The organism is Leptotrichia hongkongensis, from assembly GCF_041538065.1.
GTDB lineage: Bacteria > Fusobacteriota > Fusobacteriia > Fusobacteriales > Leptotrichiaceae > Leptotrichia > Leptotrichia hongkongensis.
In genome coordinates, this window is sequence record NZ_JBGORW010000017.1 from 1 (window position 1) to 16,136 (window position 16,136).

A 16,136-nucleotide genomic window follows, 5' to 3' on the forward strand; every position below is an offset into this window, starting at 1 on the left:
TACGTTTACGTGTGGTTTGCTTCTCTCGAATTTAGCTTTTGCCATTTTAATTTTTCCTCCATTTATTTTGATTTTTTGTTTTTTAATAATTTATCTTTATCATTTTGATTATATCATATTTAAAAAATAATTGCAAGCACGTAAAACTAGTCAAAAAATAAAATTGCACAAATTAATTAAAATTGGTATAATAACTGAAAATATAATTTTATTAAAATATGAGGTGAAAATATGAGTAAAATCATTAATTATGCTGGTGAAGACTTTGATAATGAAATAATTTTACAAACTGGACTTACACTTGTAGATTTTTATGCTATCTGGTGTGGCCCTTGTCAAATGCTTGAAAAGGTTATTAGCGAAGTGGCTGACAATTCTGAGTGCAAGATTGTCAAAGTTGATGTTGACGATTATCCTGAATTTGGAACCAAATTTAAAATAAGAGGATTGCCTCTGCTCATGCTCTTTAAAGATGGGGAAATTGTAGAAACTTTAAATGGATTTCAAACTTTTGATGAGATTATGGAAAAAATTAATTTACATAATTAATTAGGTAATTTTAAAATTTAACTAAACATAATATAAAAAATTAAAAATTTTTAGAAAGAAGGTAGATATTTTTATGAAAACAATTTTAGTGCCAGGAGGAGCTGGATATATTGGTTCTCACACGGTTTTAGATTTAATAAAGAAAGGATTTAATCCGATAATAGTAGATGATTTCAGCAATTCAAGCAAAAAAGTTATTACAATTTTAGAAGAACTTGCTGGAACAAAAATATCTTTTTATGAACTGGATATAAAAAATAAAGAAGGATTGAGAAAAATCTTTAGTGAAAATAAAATTGATGCTGTAATTAACTTTGCAGGGTTTAAGGCAGTTGGAGAATCTGTGGAAAAACCACTTATGTACTATGAAAATAATTTATTTGGTATGATTACTTTGCTTGAGGTGATGGAAGAATTTAATGTAAAAAACATTGTATTCAGTTCTTCAGCTACGGTTTACGGTATTCCTGAAAAAATGCCTTTAGTTGAAGGTGATCCAATGGGTGCAACAAATCCTTATGGACGAACAAAGCTTATGATTGAAAATATTTTAGTTGATTTGGCAACTTCTGATGATTCTTGGAATATTATTGCCCTTAGATATTTTAATCCATTAGGAGCTCATGAAAGTGGAAGAATCGGAGAAGATCCAAACGGTATTCCAAACAACCTTGCCCCTTACATAACTCAAGTTGCAGTAGGAAAATTAGAAAAACTGCATATTTTCGGAAATGATTACGATACACCTGATGGAACTTGTATAAGGGACTTTATTCACGTAAATGACTTAGCAGCGGGACATTCAGCCGCTATAAATTATTTGTTTAGTGGAAACATTGGATTTGAAGCAATAAATTTAGGAAGTGAAAAAGGTTACAGCGTCCTTGAAATTCTAGAAAACTTTGAAAAAGCTGTCGGAAAAACTATTCCGTATGTAATTGACGGCCGTAGAGCAGGAGATATTGCCGTTTCCTATGCCGATGCCTCAAAAGCTAAAAAATTATTAAACTGGGAAGCAAAATACACTATCGAAGATATGTGCAGAGATTCTTGGAATTGGCAGAAAAAAAATCCAAATGGGTTTGAAGATTAAAATATCAGAAAGGACTTATAATTTATGAAAAAATTTGATTTTATTTTTGATTTTGGTAAACCTGAACCCATGAAAAAAGGAGGAGTGTGTTGGATACGAACATACGAAGCAAAAGATAAAAGTTTGATTACTTTTATAACAGATTTAAAAGAAAATGATGGAACATCGGTAATAAATGCTATTGAAGTTATCATAAAAAAATTAATTTTAGAACGAGAATTTAAAAATCATACATTTATAGAGCATCGTGAAAAAGATGGCACTTTCTCAATTCAAGATGATTTTAGTAAAGTTTTTATTAAAAATGGAATCCCTGTTTGGGAAACACTAGAAACAAAAAAAATTGAAAAACTTATTGGTACTACTAATTTTACAGATTTAACAAACGATCGTTCATTGATGAATAAAGAAGTGCAAAAAAAAATAACAGAAATAACGGAGCCAAGAAAACTTGCTCCCTTATACCTAGAAAATGATGATTTTAAAGAAAGAAAATTAAATATTAGAAAAAAAATGAAATCTAAGAAAGAACTGATAGATTTAATTGAAAAAAAAGCAAAAGAACAAGAATTATTAAATTTTTTGAAACAAGATTTATCATTTTTTGGAGAAATATACGCTTCACTTGAAGATGAATTCATTGTATTTTCTGAGTTTCCAATTGAAGAAAAAGATTTAAAAACTGAAGAAGTAATAGAAGGTCATGTAGATTTCGTAGTATTTACAGGTAGAAGCCGAATGGAGGTAATATTTATTGAAGTAAAAGGAGCCAATTTTAATCTATACAATCAAAGTGGATACAAACAACAAAATGCGAATATTACAAAGGCACAAGAACAAATACATCAAAGATTTAAAGCTGCCGAAAACCAAGATTTTAGAAACAAATGTCATAAACTTAGAGAAAAAGCAGAAAATGGAAGGAACGCCGAATGCAAATATTTAGTCGGTGCTAAAGGAAAACTTGAAGTAGATCCTGATAAAGAAATTATTATTCGTTCAGTAATTATTGGAGGTAGAACGAGAAATGATCAAGAAGAAAGTTTAAAAAGAGATAGTTTTGAAAAAGCATCTAATTACCGTATAAAATTAGAATCTTGGCATAGTTGGATAAAAAAATTAAAACGAGGTAATTAGCATTTTAAATTTAATAATTTATGACTTAATTTGAAAGGAAAGAAATAAAAATGAACAACTTTGAAGAAAAATTAAATAAATATGCAGAAGTAATTGTAAAAATTGGGGCAAATGTACAGAAAGGGCAGAAAGTCTGGGTAAACTGTACAACTGATGCTTTGCCATTAGTCTATAAGGTTACAGAATTAGCTTATCAAGTGGGAGCAAGTGATGTTCACGTAAAATTGACAGACGACAAATTATCTAGACTTCATGCTGAATATCAATCGAAAGAAGTCTATTCACACATTCCACAATGGGCAATTGACGAAAGAAATGATTATCTTGACAATAATGTCGTATTTATCCATATTTTAAGCAGTTCTCCAAATTTATTTGCTGGAATTGATGCTGAAAAACTGGGAGCATTGACAAAAAATTCAGGAGAAGCCTATAAACATTACAGAACTTGCATTATGACAGATGTAAATTCTTGGACAATCGCAAGCTATCCTTCGGCAGACTGGGCAAAACTTGTATTCCCAGATGAAGAAAATACTGACATTGCACAGGAAAAACTGCTTGATGCAATATTAAAGACTGTAAGAGTTGATAAAGATGATCCTGTTAAGGCTTGGGAAGAACATAGACAAAACTTGACTGAAAAAGCTGAATTTTTAAACAATAAAAACTTTGTAGCACTTCACTATACTTCAAAAGGTACCGATTTGACAGTAGGACTTCCTAAAAATCACATTTGGGTAGCAGCTGGAAGCAAAAATGCAAAAGGAGATGATTTCTTGCCAAACATGCCTACTGAAGAAGTGTTTACGGCTGGAGACAGAGACCGTGTAGATGGATATGTTTCAAATAAAAAGCCGCTTTCTTATCAAGGAAATATAATTGATAACTTTAAATTGACTTTTAAGGATGGAAAAGTTGTGGATTTTGAAGCGGAGCAAGGATATGAGATTTTGAAGCAGCTGCTTGATACTGATGAAGGTTCAAGAAGGATTGGAGAAGTTGCTCTTGTGCCGAATGACTCCCCTATTTCTAACTCCGGGCTTCTTTATTACCAGACATTATTTGATGAAAACGCCTCAAACCATCTAGCATTGGGTGCAGCATACCCAACAACTCTAAAAGATGGGACAAAAATGACTGAAGAAGAACTTGAAAAAGCTCACATTAATCAGTCTATTTCCCACGTTGACTTTATGATTGGTGATGCGGAAATGGATATTGATGGAATTTTGGAAGATGGGACAAGAGTTCCTGTATTTAGAAAAGGAAATTGGGCATTTTAAAACAAAAAAATCCGTAGATTTAATAATTTCTACGGTTTTTTATTTTATCTGCATAATTAAGAAATAATTTTACTCTAAAAATTTATTTCAAATAATTTAAAATAACTGCAAAAATAACAATTACAAAAAAGAAAAATAATATTTTTTTAGTAATTTTTATAAAAATTTTAAATAAAAATATTAGTATAATTATTACGATTATTATTTTTAATTCCATTTATAACTCCCCCTTTTTAGCCTTTCACTTATTATTTTTTGATTATATCTATCACTTCTGACATTGATTTCAAATTATTTGCCAATCTATCAAAATCTTCACGGCTTCTTATTGTTATTCTTAAATGTATAAGTATTCTTTTATTCCCATTTTCCTTAAATGTATTTGTATTTACATTTAAAAGATTCATTTTGTATTCGTTTAGAATTCGAATAATGTCAAGAAGAAGTCCGTTTCTATCCGAAGCTTTTATTGTAAAATTAAATTCATATGTTGTATTGGCAGACATTGCAGATTCATCCCAGTAAACATCAATTTCTCTTTCAGGCTCCTTTTCCATAAGGGATATGAAATTTTGACAATCTGAGCGGTGTATTGCTATTCCACGTCCTCTTGTTACATAACCTCGTATTTCATCTCCAGGAAGCGGACTGCAACATTTTGCAAAGCGGTACATCGTATTCTCAGTTCCAGATATTTTGACTCCGCCATTATTTTTCCCTTTTTGTCTATTTGCTTTTTCTGTTTCTTCCTCAAGAACTTTTTCAAGAGCCTTTTCTTCTTTTTTCTCAAATTTGTTCATAAATCCGTCAAGCGACAAATCTCCGATAGCAAATCTGTAAAATAATGTTTTAGTATCAGCTACATTAAATTTTTTCATATAAAGGAAAACACGTTCATCTTCAAGCATATCCTTCAGTTTTAGTCCAAGCTGCTCAAATTCCTTTTCTAGAATTTGTTCCCCTTCCTTTGATTTTTCTTCAAATTCCTTATCCTTAAACCATTTCCGGATTTTCACACGGGAACCGTGATTGTTTACCATTTCAATCCAGTCTTTCCCTGGACCTTTATTAACATTTTTTGAAGTCATGACCTCGACTTTATCTCCATTTTTAAGTACCTGATTTAGCTGTGTAATTCTTCCGTTTACCTTTGCTCCAATCGTTCTGTATCCAATTTGTGTATGAACTTGGAATGCAAAATCAAGTGCTGTTGAATTTCTAGGCATTTCCATTACATCGTCTTTTGGTGTGAACACAAATATTGTCTGTTTTAAAACATCTCCTGTAACTTCCTGTGCAAATCCCTTCTGTTCCTTCTCATCCGATTTGCTTTGAACAGAATCAGTTAATTTTTTTGCATCTGCATAAAATTTTTCATTTTTAGACTTAGATTTTTTTTCTTTATATTTCCAATGTGCAGCAACCCCTTCTTCTGCTATTTCGTGCATTTCTTGAGTTCTAATCTGAATTTCGACATTTTGGTCATTAGGCCCTTTCACAGTTGTATGGATGGATTGGTAACCATTTGGTTTTGGCTGGGAAACATAGTCTTTGAAACGCTTAAATACTGGAATGAACAAATCATGAATTATTCCAAGTACATTATAGCACTCATTTTTTTTCTCAACAATAATTCTTATCGCAATCAAGTCGTTCAAATCCACAAATCTTTTTTCTTTTTCATTCATTTTACGATAAATGCTGTATAAATGCTTTGGACGTCCTGTAACTTCGCCCTTTATATGATTTTTTTCAAGTTCTGCTTGAATTTTTTCAATAAAATTTGCTGTATATTCTTCACGTTCCTTCCTTTTGGAATTTATAAGTTCCTTAATCTCGTAATAATCTTTTGGATATAAAAATCTAAAACTAATATCTTCCAGTTCCCATTTTATCTTTGCCATCCCAATTCTATGTGCGATTGGTGCGTAAATTTCAATGGTTTCTTTTGACTTTTCCTGCTGCTTTTCAGGCTTCATATATTTTAATGTCCGCATATTATGAAGCCTATCCGCAAGTTTTATGATTACAACCCGAATGTCTTCCGACATTGCAACTACCATTTTTCGTATATTCTCCAGCTTTTTACTGTCCGTTCTTGGTAAATTCCTAAGTTTTGTAACTCCATCTACAAGTTTTTTTACATCTTCTCCAAAACTGTACTCAATATCTGCCAGCGTTATAAGCGTATCCTCAACCACATCGTGAAGAAGACCTGCTACAATCGTATCTGTATCCATTCTCATATCAGCGAGTATTTCTGCTACTTCCACAGGATGCAAAATGTAATCCTCTCCGCTTTTTCTCTTCTGTCCCACATGTGACTCGTAAGCAAGAGTAAAAGCCTCTGCCACTTTATCCATATCTACATCCAGATTATTTTCCTTAATCCTGTCTGCCAGCTGATTATACAGCTCATCATAACTTTTATTAACAATCTCCGGCATTTTCATATCTTCAATCTCATCATCTGTCATTTTCCAGTCATTTTTTAACACTTTTTTCTCATCCATCTCGCATCCCATCCTCTCAGTATCAAACAAAATCCATTTTATCTTATTTTATCCAATCACTTTTTCTTAAAATTATTTTACTATACATTTTAAAAAAAATCTATTATAAAGTGTGAATATTATTAATTATTTTTGTTTTGGGATTCTAAATTATTTAAAACAAATTATTTTAAAAAGATTATTCTAAGTTTTATCTAATCAAAAAAAAAAAAAAAATGATAACATAAAGAAAAAATTAATTTTCAGGAGGAAAAACAATGACGAAATCAGAAACAATGGAAGCACCTATACCACATGAAAAACTTGACGATTCAATTTATTGTATTTTTATCTTTGATTTAAGAAGAAATATTTATTGTATCAAAGAATTAAAAGAAATATCAAAAAAAGACAACTTTAATGATGTTATTAGAAGAATTGAGGAAATAGATGCAAGAAAACAACCAATAACATTTGAATTACTTAGAATTTTTATATCTAATGGCGGAAATATAATACAAAATCTCGGTGAAAAATATTCTCAATATAAGTACTATTATCTAAAAGACAAGGTAATTGAAAAAATATATGAAAAGGAAAATAAGCATAATGTTACAAATCAAAGATAAACAAATATTTAAAAATTTCATTTTCAAAGCAGCATTAATTAAAAATATATATAGAAAGAAGGTGTTAATATGAAAAAACTTATTTTTGTAAGTCTTCTATTAATTTCAAGCTTTATATTTGCATCCGGAAATTTTACAACCAATAATACCTATTGTGTTAAGCCTAACGGATTCAATGATGAATTAGTCTCAGATGATGGCGGGAGGCTAATTGCCTATGCTCAATGTTATCATAGAGGGCAAGCACTTGGCCCAAGGGTAATATTTTTTGAATATCTTGATCCAGCAACTTATTATGCAGTACAGTATATGGAAAGCCAGTATCTTTATTTTAAAGACAACAATACCATTTATATTAATGATGAACTGACTAAAGCAGCTGGAATAGGTATAGAATTTTGGCAATATAGCGGCGACCTTACATTCAAATAAAAAAAGGAGTGATAAATTATGAAAAAAATAATAATTATGTTAGGAATTTTAATTGGAGCAGTTTCTTGCACAAGCACTAATGGAAGAGTATACAAAACAGCAAGCGGAAGTGTTTACAGAACTGTATGTGCAAGCAGATATGACTGCACTGAAGTACAAATTGAAGCACCCGATTTCTCTAAATGGTATGAAGGAGAAATGTCAGATGAAGAATATTTAAGAAGACATCCAGAATTTAACTTAACTGATGAAGAATGGGAAGGATTATAATTATTAGCGTTTTGTCAACTTTTTTAGGCTGACTTATAATTAAAAAATTTTATAACATAACAAAAAGCCAAATTTTTACATCTGGCTTTTTTTCAAATATATAAAAATTGTAATGTATAGAAAACTACCTTAAACTAGATAATAGCTTAAAAATTTTTTATAAACTATAAAATTTCCACTTCGGATTTATCAAATATTTTTTTATAGCTTTCTAAAAAATCTTTTTTATCTTTTTCACAAATAAATACATCAAAATCAGACAAATTACTAAATTTATAATTTCCTAAAATCCCTAATTTTCTGTATTCAGTTGCTAAAAATATTTTTTTTGAAATATTCATTATTTCTTTTTTCGTATTTCCATCGTTTGCTTCAAAATTCATCACTTTTCCAGCTTCCAAATCTATTCCTGCACTTCCAACAAAGGCTTTATCCACATTGTATTTTTTTATGTAGTTAATTGCCTCTATCCCTACGTTTCCACCAATTTCCTTGTTGTATTCGCCACCTATCATAATGATGTTTATTTTCGAATTTTTATTAAAATGTGTTGTTATGCTAGGCATATTTGTAATAAGGGTTATTTCTTTTTGAGAATTTGCAAGATATTCTGCCGCAATATAGTTTATGCTTGTAATATCAAAAAATATCGTTTCCCCATTTTGAATATTTTCTATTATTTTTCTTGCGATAATTTCTTTTGGCTTTGTTCTATTTATGACTCTTTCTTCAAGTGTGCTGGAATGTGCCAGTTCCTTTAGCAAGATTGCTCCCCCATGGGTTCTTTTAAGTTTTCCTTCCTGCTCCAGCCTTTTTAGGTTCTTTCTTATAATAACTTCTGAAACATTAAATTTTACTGCCAAATCAGCAACTTTTACTTTTTTCTCATTTTTTAGAATTTCCAGTATTTTTTCCAGTCTTTCATCCAAAAACATATTAAATCTCCAATGCTTTTTATAGTTATCTAGATTATACCAAAATTCATTTAATATTTCAAAATTTTATAAAAAATCATAATAAATCAAGCAATGTTTTTTGGCCATAAACTTTTTCCCAGTCTGAATTAAATGTATCTATGCTCCAGTCTGTGTAAGGATGATAAATTAATTTTTCAAAAACGTCTGGAGCGACTGTTACAGATTTTGATCCAGCTAAAATAGCTTCATGAACTTGTCTTACATTCTTAAACGAAGCTCCTAATATTTTTGGCTCAAAAATTCTTTTGTACCGTGCCAGTTTTTCCTCATCAGTTTTTTTGGTCATTTCAAGGATTTTATATGCATCTTTTACAATCTCAATTCCATTTTCTCCAATGTTATCAGAACGATTGATATATGGAGCCATATATTCTGCTCCTGCTTCAGCTGCCATAATTATCTGCTGAGGCGACAAAATACCTGTTGCAGTAATTTTATGACCATCTTTTGCCAAATTTTTTATGGCTTTTATGCCTTCAGGCGTTACAGGGATTTTTGTATAAAGATTTTCTCCAAAAGTATCATGCAAAAGTTTCACTTCTTTTATCATTATTTCAGCAGTACTTCCCACAGCCTGTGCATGCACAATTTTATCTCTTCCAATAATATCAAAAATATCATTTATAATATCTTTAAAATCTCTTTTTTCCTTGGCAATAATAGTAGGATTTGTAGTTACGCCTGCTATTGGAAAAATATCGCTGATTTTTTTTATACTTTCCAAATTTGCCGTATCAATAAAATATTGCATTTCTGTCATCCTTCCTTTTGTTTTTTATACCAAATAGTTTAATATTTTAATTAGTTTCGTTTTATTTCGATATAATTTTAATACATAATTTAAGAAATGTCAATCTATTTTTTTAATTTTTTTGAAAATTTTGATTGAATAATTAAACTTTTGATACTATAATCTTTTTGAAAAATCTAATCAAACTTGAGAAAACATCAATAGAAGCTATTTTTATTTAAACTAGGTTTTTATATTTTATTTACATACATAATTAATACTATAACAAAATCATATATAATACAATTTTTATTCTATTCCAATATTTTAAATTAAAAATGACTTCAAAACTAACAAATCTATTTCTCATTTATAAATTAACTTCAAAATTTGATATAATTCTTTACAAAATTAAATAAAACTATTGACAAATTTTCAAAAATAGGATAAAATCGAAATATAAAGAAACAATTTGAAACTATAGATTTTTTTAAAAGAAAAAGAGGGAGATAATCTATGAGAGCATTGGTTACAGATATTGAAAGAGGAGCTACATTTGATGGACCAGGAATTAGAACAGTCGTCTATTTTAAAGGATGTCCACTTAGATGTCTGTGGTGTTCCAATCCTGAAACACAAAAATTGGAAAATGAATTTTGGGATTACGATGGCTCTCTTTACAAAGGAAATAAAAATCCATGTTCTAGCTGTCCTGCCGCAAATTCACTAAAACAAGTTGCAAAAGACATGACACTGGAAGAAGTATTTGAAATCGTTATGAAAGATGAAAACTTTTATAGAAATTCTGGTGGAGGTGTTACCTTGAGTGGCGGAGAAATACTTGTAAATTCAGCTTTTGCAATAGAACTTTTTGAAAAGTTAAAAGAAGAATATATTAACACGGCCATAGAAACGACAGGATATGGAAATTACAAGGATCTTGAAAATTTAGCAAAACTAACAGATACTGTATTATTTGACATAAAGCATTTAAATAGCCAAAAACATAAGGAATACACTTCTGTCTCAAATGAAATTATTTTAGAAAATCTTACAAAACTTTCAAAATGGCACAAAAAAATCATTATGCGATTTCCGTTTATAAAAGGAATTAATGATGACGAGAAAAATATTCGTCAAACAGCAGAATTCCTAAAAAATTTGAATCTTCTAGAAGTAAACATTCTACCCTATCATACAATGGGATTAGAAAAATATAGAAAACTAGGTCGTGAATATCCTATGAAAACATTGGAAAAACATACACAAGCGGAACTGGATAACGCTGTAGGCATAATGAAAAGTTACGGATTGAAAGCAAAATTATATGGATAACAAAAATTAAAGATAAAGATAAAATATAAAAAATGGAGGAAAAACAATGAAAGAATTTGTTTTGAAAAGCGAAAGAGTAAAAAAATTAAGAGAATCGGCTTTATCAAAATTTCCTGGTGTCAGTGTCGAAAGAGGAAGACTTTTGACAAAAGCATACAAAGAACATGAAGGAAAATCAAAATATATTGTTCGTGCTTATGCAGTTAAGGAAATTTTGGAAAATATGACAATTTATATAAAAGATGGAGAACTTGTCGTAGGAAATCAGTCTGTAGACGAGAGAACTGCTCCCCTTTTCCCAGAATATGCAGTAGACTGGATTATTGATGAAATCAAGACAAAAGGTAACTTTGACCATAGAGACGGAGATAAATTCAGAATACCCGAAGAAGAAATTCCAGAATTACTTGAAATATGTGAATGGTGGCGTGGAAAAACATTAAAGGACAAAGCTCACGCTCAAATGCCTCAGGAAATAAAAGAAGCTGGAATCGCAAAAATTATTCACGGAGAAGGAAATATGACTTCTGGTGACGGACATATTGTTCCTGATTTTAAAAAGGTTTTGACAAAAGGGCTAAAAGGTGTGATTGAAGAAGCTAAGGCTTCTATGGAAAAAATAGACATTACAATTTATGGCGGATACAATAAAATCGACTTCTTAAAGGCTGTACAAATTGTGGCACAGGCAACTATTGACTTTGCTCACAGATTTGCAAATTTGGCAAAGGAACTTGCTGAAAAGGAAACAGATTCCCAAAGAAAAGAAGAATTACTTCAAATTCACAAAAATTGTCTAAACGTACCTGAAAATCCTGCTCAAACATTCTGGGAAGGAGTACAAGCAATCTGGTTTATCCATCTAGTAATTCAGATTGAAAGCAATGGACATTCAGCTTCTCTTGGAAGAGTGGATCAATATTTATATCCACTTTACAAAAAAGATGTTCTGGAAGGTGACTTAGACAGAGAATTTGCAAAAGAAATGCTACAATGTCTATGGGTAAAACTTTACTCTGTAATAAAAGTCCGTTCAACTTCACATTCTGGTTACGGTGCAGGTTATCCAACTTATCAAAATGTTACAATAGGAGGATCAACTCCAGCTGGAAAAGATTCTACAAATGAATTAAGCTACTTAATTTTGGAAAGTGTTGGAGAAAATAAGCTTACACAGCCAAACCTGTCAGCAAGATTCCACATAAACTCTCCAGAAAAATTTATTAGAAAATGTGCCGAAGTAGCTGCAACAGGTTATGGAATGCCTGCAATGCATACAGATGAAATAATAGTTCCTGCATTGTTAAATAAAGGCGTAAAAATTGAAGATGCCTACAATTATTCAATGGTAGGATGTGTAGAAGTGGCTGTTCCTGGAAAATGGGGATATAGATGTACTGGTATGACTTTCTTAAACTTTGTAAAAGCAACTGAACTTGTGTTGACTGACGGCTATGATGCTAGAACTGGACTTCAATTACTAAAAGCTGGAAAATTTACTGACTATGAAACTTACGATGATTTGTGGGAAGCATGGAAAAAATATATGAAACACTATACAAAATTATCAGTAGCGCTTGACGCATTGTCTGATACACATTTGGAAGAATTCCCTGATATTTTATTATCAAGCCTTATTGACGACTGTATCGGCAGAGGCCTTTCCGCAAAAGAAGGTGGAGCTGTTTATGACATCATTTCAGGACTTCAAGTGGGAATTGCAAATGCTGCAAATTCACTATACGCTTTAAAAACTACTGTTTTTGATAACAAAATATTAACAAAAGAAGAAGTTTACAATGCCCTTCAGACAAATTATGCTGGAGAAAATGGACAACGAATTAGAAAAATATTGTTAGAAGTACCTAAATATGGAAATGATATTGATGAAGTGGATGTATTTGCTACAAATATTTACTGGACATATATTGACGAAATTCAAAAATATCATAATACAAGATATGGAAGAGGTCCTATTAATTGTGGTTACGGAGTTTCTACATCTGGAATCTCATCAAATGTACCAATGGGAACGGTAAGCGGTGCAACTCCAGATGGAAGATATGCCTATACACCAGCAGCTGAAGGCGGTTCTCCAACTCAAGGGACTGACACAAATGGTCCAACAGCAGTACTAAATTCTGTAAACAAATTGCCAACTCTTATGATTACAGGTGGACAGTTATTGAATCAAAAATATCCGCCAGAATTAGTAAACACTCCAGAGCAATTTGAAAAATTTGTAAATGTAATAAAATCATTTATAAGTTCAAAAGGATGGCATATACAATTTAACATTATTTCAGGAAAAACATTAAAACAAGCACAAGTTGAACCTGAAAAACATAGAGATATAATAGTAAGAGTTGCTGGATACTGCGCTCAATTTGTTACACTTGACAGAACTACACAAAATGATATTATTTCAAGAACAGAACAAAGAATATAAACATTTATCTTTTAGATAATTTTTATATATAAGTTTTCTCTATACAAGAAGCTAGTAATTTCAGGCTTCTTGTATTTTTTTGTATAATCAACATAACAAAACTCTACTTAAAGACTTTATAAATTGATGTTTTACACTATTTTTTTGGTTATTCACAAGTTGTATTCTAGTGTTTTCAAATATTATTTCATAATATCTTTAGTTATCAAATAAATCTATTATTTTACCAAATATCTCATCAAGTACCTTTCAATATTATCCCCATACTCGTTATCTAAAGTTTCTACTATTTTAAATCCCAGTTCTTCATAAATTTTTTTCGCAGTAAAATTATCTATATCTACAGTAAGCTCTATTTTCTTTATTCCCATTTCTTTCAAAGTTTCCATTACATACTGAAGCAATTTTCTAGCATATCCATTTCTCTCAAATTTTGGCACAGTCGAAACCCCATAAACATAAGCTACTTCTCTATCAAAACTGCTCAAAACTTCAATAACTGACATCAATTCTTCATTTTCATCATTACTTAGCATTGCAAAAACTTTTCCATATTTAGTAAATGGCTTAATGTTCCAGTTTCCAACTGTTGCTTCTCCAAATACTTCATTCTCATGTTTAACAATCTTAAATAACAATTCTGAATCTTTTTTTGCATCCAATACTCTAATCTTATAATTTTTTCCCATGAAAATCATCCTTTCTCATAAATTCTTCATATGATTCATTTTAACACAAAACTAGATTGATTAATTTATAATATTTTATTACACAACATCTTCCTTATTAAATCAATTATTCTAAGTATATTAGAACCTAAATAATATTTATTAAATTAATAAAGCTATATAATATCAAATTTAATTAAAATAACTATAATTTCTTTAGCCAGTTTTAGATTTTTACAAACAATTTAATAACTTACCTTATATAAATACAACCCTTCTGAAGCTGCCAAAATTTTTTTACCATCAACATTAGGTTTTTCCAGTCTTTTCCTGATATAATCTTTTTCTTCATTCCCAAAATAAACTGCAAGTGCTGAACCAATCATAATTCTGACCATTGTTTTCAAAAATCCGTTACCACAAATTTCCACATTCACTTGTTTTTCTCCAAATTTCTCATCATAATAGCATTTCACATAAAAAATCTCTCTCACAGGATTTCTGTAAGCCTTATCTTTTTTCATAAAACTGCTAAAATCATACTTTCCTACAAAATCATTCATTATTTTCTGAAATCTTTCCACATCCACACTTTTTCTCAATCCAGTCACATAATTCGCCTCAAACGGTGTAATATTTTCCTCGTCCCTCATGATATACAAATAAGTTCGACTTTTTGCATTAAATCTCGCATTAAATTTTTTATCTGCTTTCTCAATACTTAATACTTTAACTTCTCTTCTCAGAGATTTATTAATTTGTCTTTTTATAGCCTCAAGCGGAATTTTACTATCAATCACAAAATTAGAAACCTGTTCCATTGCATGAACTCCTTTATCAGTTCTCCCAGATGAAATCATATTTATCTTTTGTGAAAATGTCCTAAAAATAATTTTTTCAATTTCCCCTTGTACAGTTTTCATTCCATTTTGTCTCTGAAACCCACAAAATTTACTTCCATCATACTGATAAACCATCTTTACATTTGTTTTTTCCATTTTTCTCTCTTATTTCTCCAGTTAATAGCTTATTTTAAAATATATATATTTTTTACAACCTAATACTATTTTCCATTTATACTCGAACCCTTTTAAAATTGAACTAATAGAAATTATATAATTTAGGGTTTGAGTAAAATAGTCATAATTTTTGAGTTCTGTTTTAAACTAGTTTTACTATATAACAATTCTATTATAATTTTAGAATAAAAAAATTTAAGAAATATCAAAATTACTTATTATTATAACCAATTTACTTAAAATTTAGAATAAAAATATGTAAAAATCAATAAATTTTCTTATAGTATACCCTAACTTTCTAATTTTTTTTACTAAAATTTTTAAAATATAATTTCTATTTTTTATGGAGTTTAGCATAAATTATAAAAAAAAGAGCAATTTATGCTCTTATATCTATCTGTAATTTTAATTTTTAAATGGTGCGAAAGGTGGGACTCGAACCCACATGTCGAAGACGCTAGATCCTAAGTCTAGTGCGTATACCAATTTCGCCACTCTCGCAAAGTTATTATTAAATTTTTAAATGGTGAGCCATACTGGAATCGAACCAGTGACACCTTGATTAAAAGTCAAGTGCTCTACCGACTGAGCTAATGGCTCGTAGTTATGGGGTGACCGACGGGACTTGAACCCGCGACAACCAGTGCCACAAACTGGCGCTCTACCAACTGAACTACGGTCACCATAATATTTATAACCAAATTGTTCTTATAAATAAAATGGAGCGGGAGACGAGGGTCGAACTCGCGACATTCAGCTTGGAAGGCTGACGCTCTACCAACTGAGCTACTCCCGCAAATTTATAGATGGTCGGTGTAGTAGGATTTGAACCTACGACCCCCTGCTCCCAAGGCAGGTGCGCTACCGAGCTGCGCTATACACCGTTCCAAAGAATAATTCTTATTTCCATTCTCGGACAAGAAATATAATACCATAATTTAAAATAAATGTCAACTACTTTTTTTAGATTTTTGATAATTTCTTTGTATAGATGTCAAACATTTGTTACAAAAATATATTAAAAAAAATATTTCTTCCCTAATGTATCTTTAACCTACTGATTTTCCTTG

14 protein-coding genes and 5 tRNA genes are annotated in these 16,136 nt (G+C 30.4%); 9 read left to right on the forward strand and 10 right to left on the reverse strand.

Going from position 1 to position 16,136, the window contains the following annotated elements:
• The first annotated feature begins 231 nt into the window (after positions 1–231).
• The 4 genes from ACEG17_RS09770 to ACEG17_RS09785 all read left to right on the forward strand — a co-directional run bounded on the left by ACEG17_RS09770 (position 232) and on the right by ACEG17_RS09785 (position 4,065).
• On the forward strand, positions 232–549 hold the full coding sequence (locus tag ACEG17_RS09770) for a thioredoxin family protein (RefSeq protein ID WP_372583568.1): 318 nt from the start codon (positions 232–234) through the stop codon (positions 547–549).
• Between the two features lie 73 nt (positions 550–622).
• Complete coding sequence (galE, locus tag ACEG17_RS09775) at positions 623–1,642, forward strand: UDP-glucose 4-epimerase GalE (RefSeq protein ID WP_372583569.1); 1,020 nt, start codon at positions 623–625, stop codon at positions 1,640–1,642.
• A gap of 24 nt (positions 1,643–1,666) precedes the next feature.
• Positions 1,667–2,779: a Shedu anti-phage system protein SduA domain-containing protein gene (locus ACEG17_RS09780; RefSeq protein WP_372583570.1), complete on the forward strand. Its 1,113-nt coding sequence runs from the start codon at positions 1,667–1,669 to the stop codon at positions 2,777–2,779.
• A 50-nt stretch (positions 2,780–2,829) separates the two neighbouring features.
• Positions 2,830–4,065, forward strand: a complete 1,236-nt coding sequence (locus tag ACEG17_RS09785) for an aminopeptidase (RefSeq protein WP_372583571.1) — start codon at positions 2,830–2,832, stop codon at positions 4,063–4,065.
• A gap of 248 nt (positions 4,066–4,313) precedes the next feature.
• Here the strand turns inward: ACEG17_RS09785 and ACEG17_RS09790 are convergent, their stop codons facing one another.
• Positions 4,314–6,590, reverse strand: a complete 2,277-nt coding sequence (locus ACEG17_RS09790; protein WP_372583572.1) for a RelA/SpoT family protein — start codon at positions 6,588–6,590, stop codon at positions 4,314–4,316.
• A 245-nt stretch (positions 6,591–6,835) separates the two neighbouring features.
• Between ACEG17_RS09790 and ACEG17_RS09795 the strand changes: the two genes are divergently transcribed.
• The 3 genes from ACEG17_RS09795 (at position 6,836) to ACEG17_RS09805 (ending at position 7,888) form a co-directional block, all read left to right on the forward strand.
• Positions 6,836–7,186: a hypothetical protein gene (locus ACEG17_RS09795; RefSeq protein ID WP_372583573.1), complete on the forward strand. Its 351-nt coding sequence runs from the start codon at positions 6,836–6,838 to the stop codon at positions 7,184–7,186.
• A gap of 69 nt (positions 7,187–7,255) precedes the next feature.
• The gene (locus ACEG17_RS09800; RefSeq protein WP_372583574.1) at positions 7,256–7,618 is read left to right on the forward strand and encodes a hypothetical protein; all 363 of its coding nucleotides are present in this window, start codon (positions 7,256–7,258) and stop codon (positions 7,616–7,618) included.
• Between the two features lie 18 nt (positions 7,619–7,636).
• On the forward strand, positions 7,637–7,888 hold the full coding sequence (locus ACEG17_RS09805; RefSeq protein ID WP_372583575.1) for a hypothetical protein: 252 nt from the start codon (positions 7,637–7,639) through the stop codon (positions 7,886–7,888).
• A 164-nt stretch (positions 7,889–8,052) separates the two neighbouring features.
• On the opposite strand, the gene ACEG17_RS09810 is transcribed toward ACEG17_RS09805, so the two are convergent.
• Together ACEG17_RS09810 and ACEG17_RS09815 are read right to left on the reverse strand one after the other, a co-directional pair.
• On the reverse strand, positions 8,053–8,823 hold the full coding sequence (locus ACEG17_RS09810; protein WP_372583576.1) for a DeoR/GlpR family DNA-binding transcription regulator: 771 nt from the start codon (positions 8,821–8,823) through the stop codon (positions 8,053–8,055).
• Positions 8,824–8,899: 76 nt separating this feature from the next.
• Entirely contained in the window at positions 8,900–9,625 is a 726-nt protein-coding gene (locus ACEG17_RS09815) for a transaldolase family protein (RefSeq protein ID WP_372583577.1), read from the reverse strand.
• A 486-nt stretch (positions 9,626–10,111) separates the two neighbouring features.
• Here ACEG17_RS09815 and ACEG17_RS09820 point away from each other — a divergent pair, with 486 nt between their 5' ends.
• Both ACEG17_RS09820 and ACEG17_RS09825 read left to right on the forward strand, forming a co-directional pair.
• Complete coding sequence (locus ACEG17_RS09820) at positions 10,112–10,930, forward strand: glycyl-radical enzyme activating protein (protein ID WP_372583578.1); 819 nt, start codon at positions 10,112–10,114, stop codon at positions 10,928–10,930.
• A 46-nt stretch (positions 10,931–10,976) separates the two neighbouring features.
• The gene (locus ACEG17_RS09825) at positions 10,977–13,379 is read left to right on the forward strand and encodes a glycyl radical protein (protein WP_372583579.1); all 2,403 of its coding nucleotides are present in this window, start codon (positions 10,977–10,979) and stop codon (positions 13,377–13,379) included.
• A gap of 218 nt (positions 13,380–13,597) precedes the next feature.
• On the opposite strand, the gene ACEG17_RS09830 is transcribed toward ACEG17_RS09825, so the two are convergent.
• The 7 genes from ACEG17_RS09830 to ACEG17_RS09860 all read right to left on the reverse strand — a co-directional run bounded on the left by ACEG17_RS09830 (position 13,598) and on the right by ACEG17_RS09860 (position 15,950).
• Entirely contained in the window at positions 13,598–14,068 is a 471-nt protein-coding gene (locus ACEG17_RS09830) for a GNAT family N-acetyltransferase (RefSeq protein ID WP_372583580.1), read from the reverse strand.
• A 224-nt stretch (positions 14,069–14,292) separates the two neighbouring features.
• Complete coding sequence (truA, locus tag ACEG17_RS09835) at positions 14,293–15,045, reverse strand: tRNA pseudouridine(38-40) synthase TruA (RefSeq protein ID WP_372583581.1); 753 nt, start codon at positions 15,043–15,045, stop codon at positions 14,293–14,295.
• A 438-nt stretch (positions 15,046–15,483) separates the two neighbouring features.
• Positions 15,484–15,567, reverse strand: a tRNA-Leu gene (locus ACEG17_RS09840).
• Positions 15,568–15,590: 23 nt separating this feature from the next.
• Positions 15,591–15,666: transfer RNA gene (locus ACEG17_RS09845), tRNA-Lys, on the reverse strand.
• A gap of 7 nt (positions 15,667–15,673) precedes the next feature.
• Positions 15,674–15,749, reverse strand: a tRNA-His gene (locus ACEG17_RS09850).
• A gap of 37 nt (positions 15,750–15,786) precedes the next feature.
• A tRNA-Gly gene (locus ACEG17_RS09855) sits at positions 15,787–15,862 on the reverse strand.
• Between the two features lie 11 nt (positions 15,863–15,873).
• A tRNA-Pro gene (locus ACEG17_RS09860) sits at positions 15,874–15,950 on the reverse strand.
• Between the last annotated feature and the right edge of the window lie 186 nt (positions 15,951–16,136).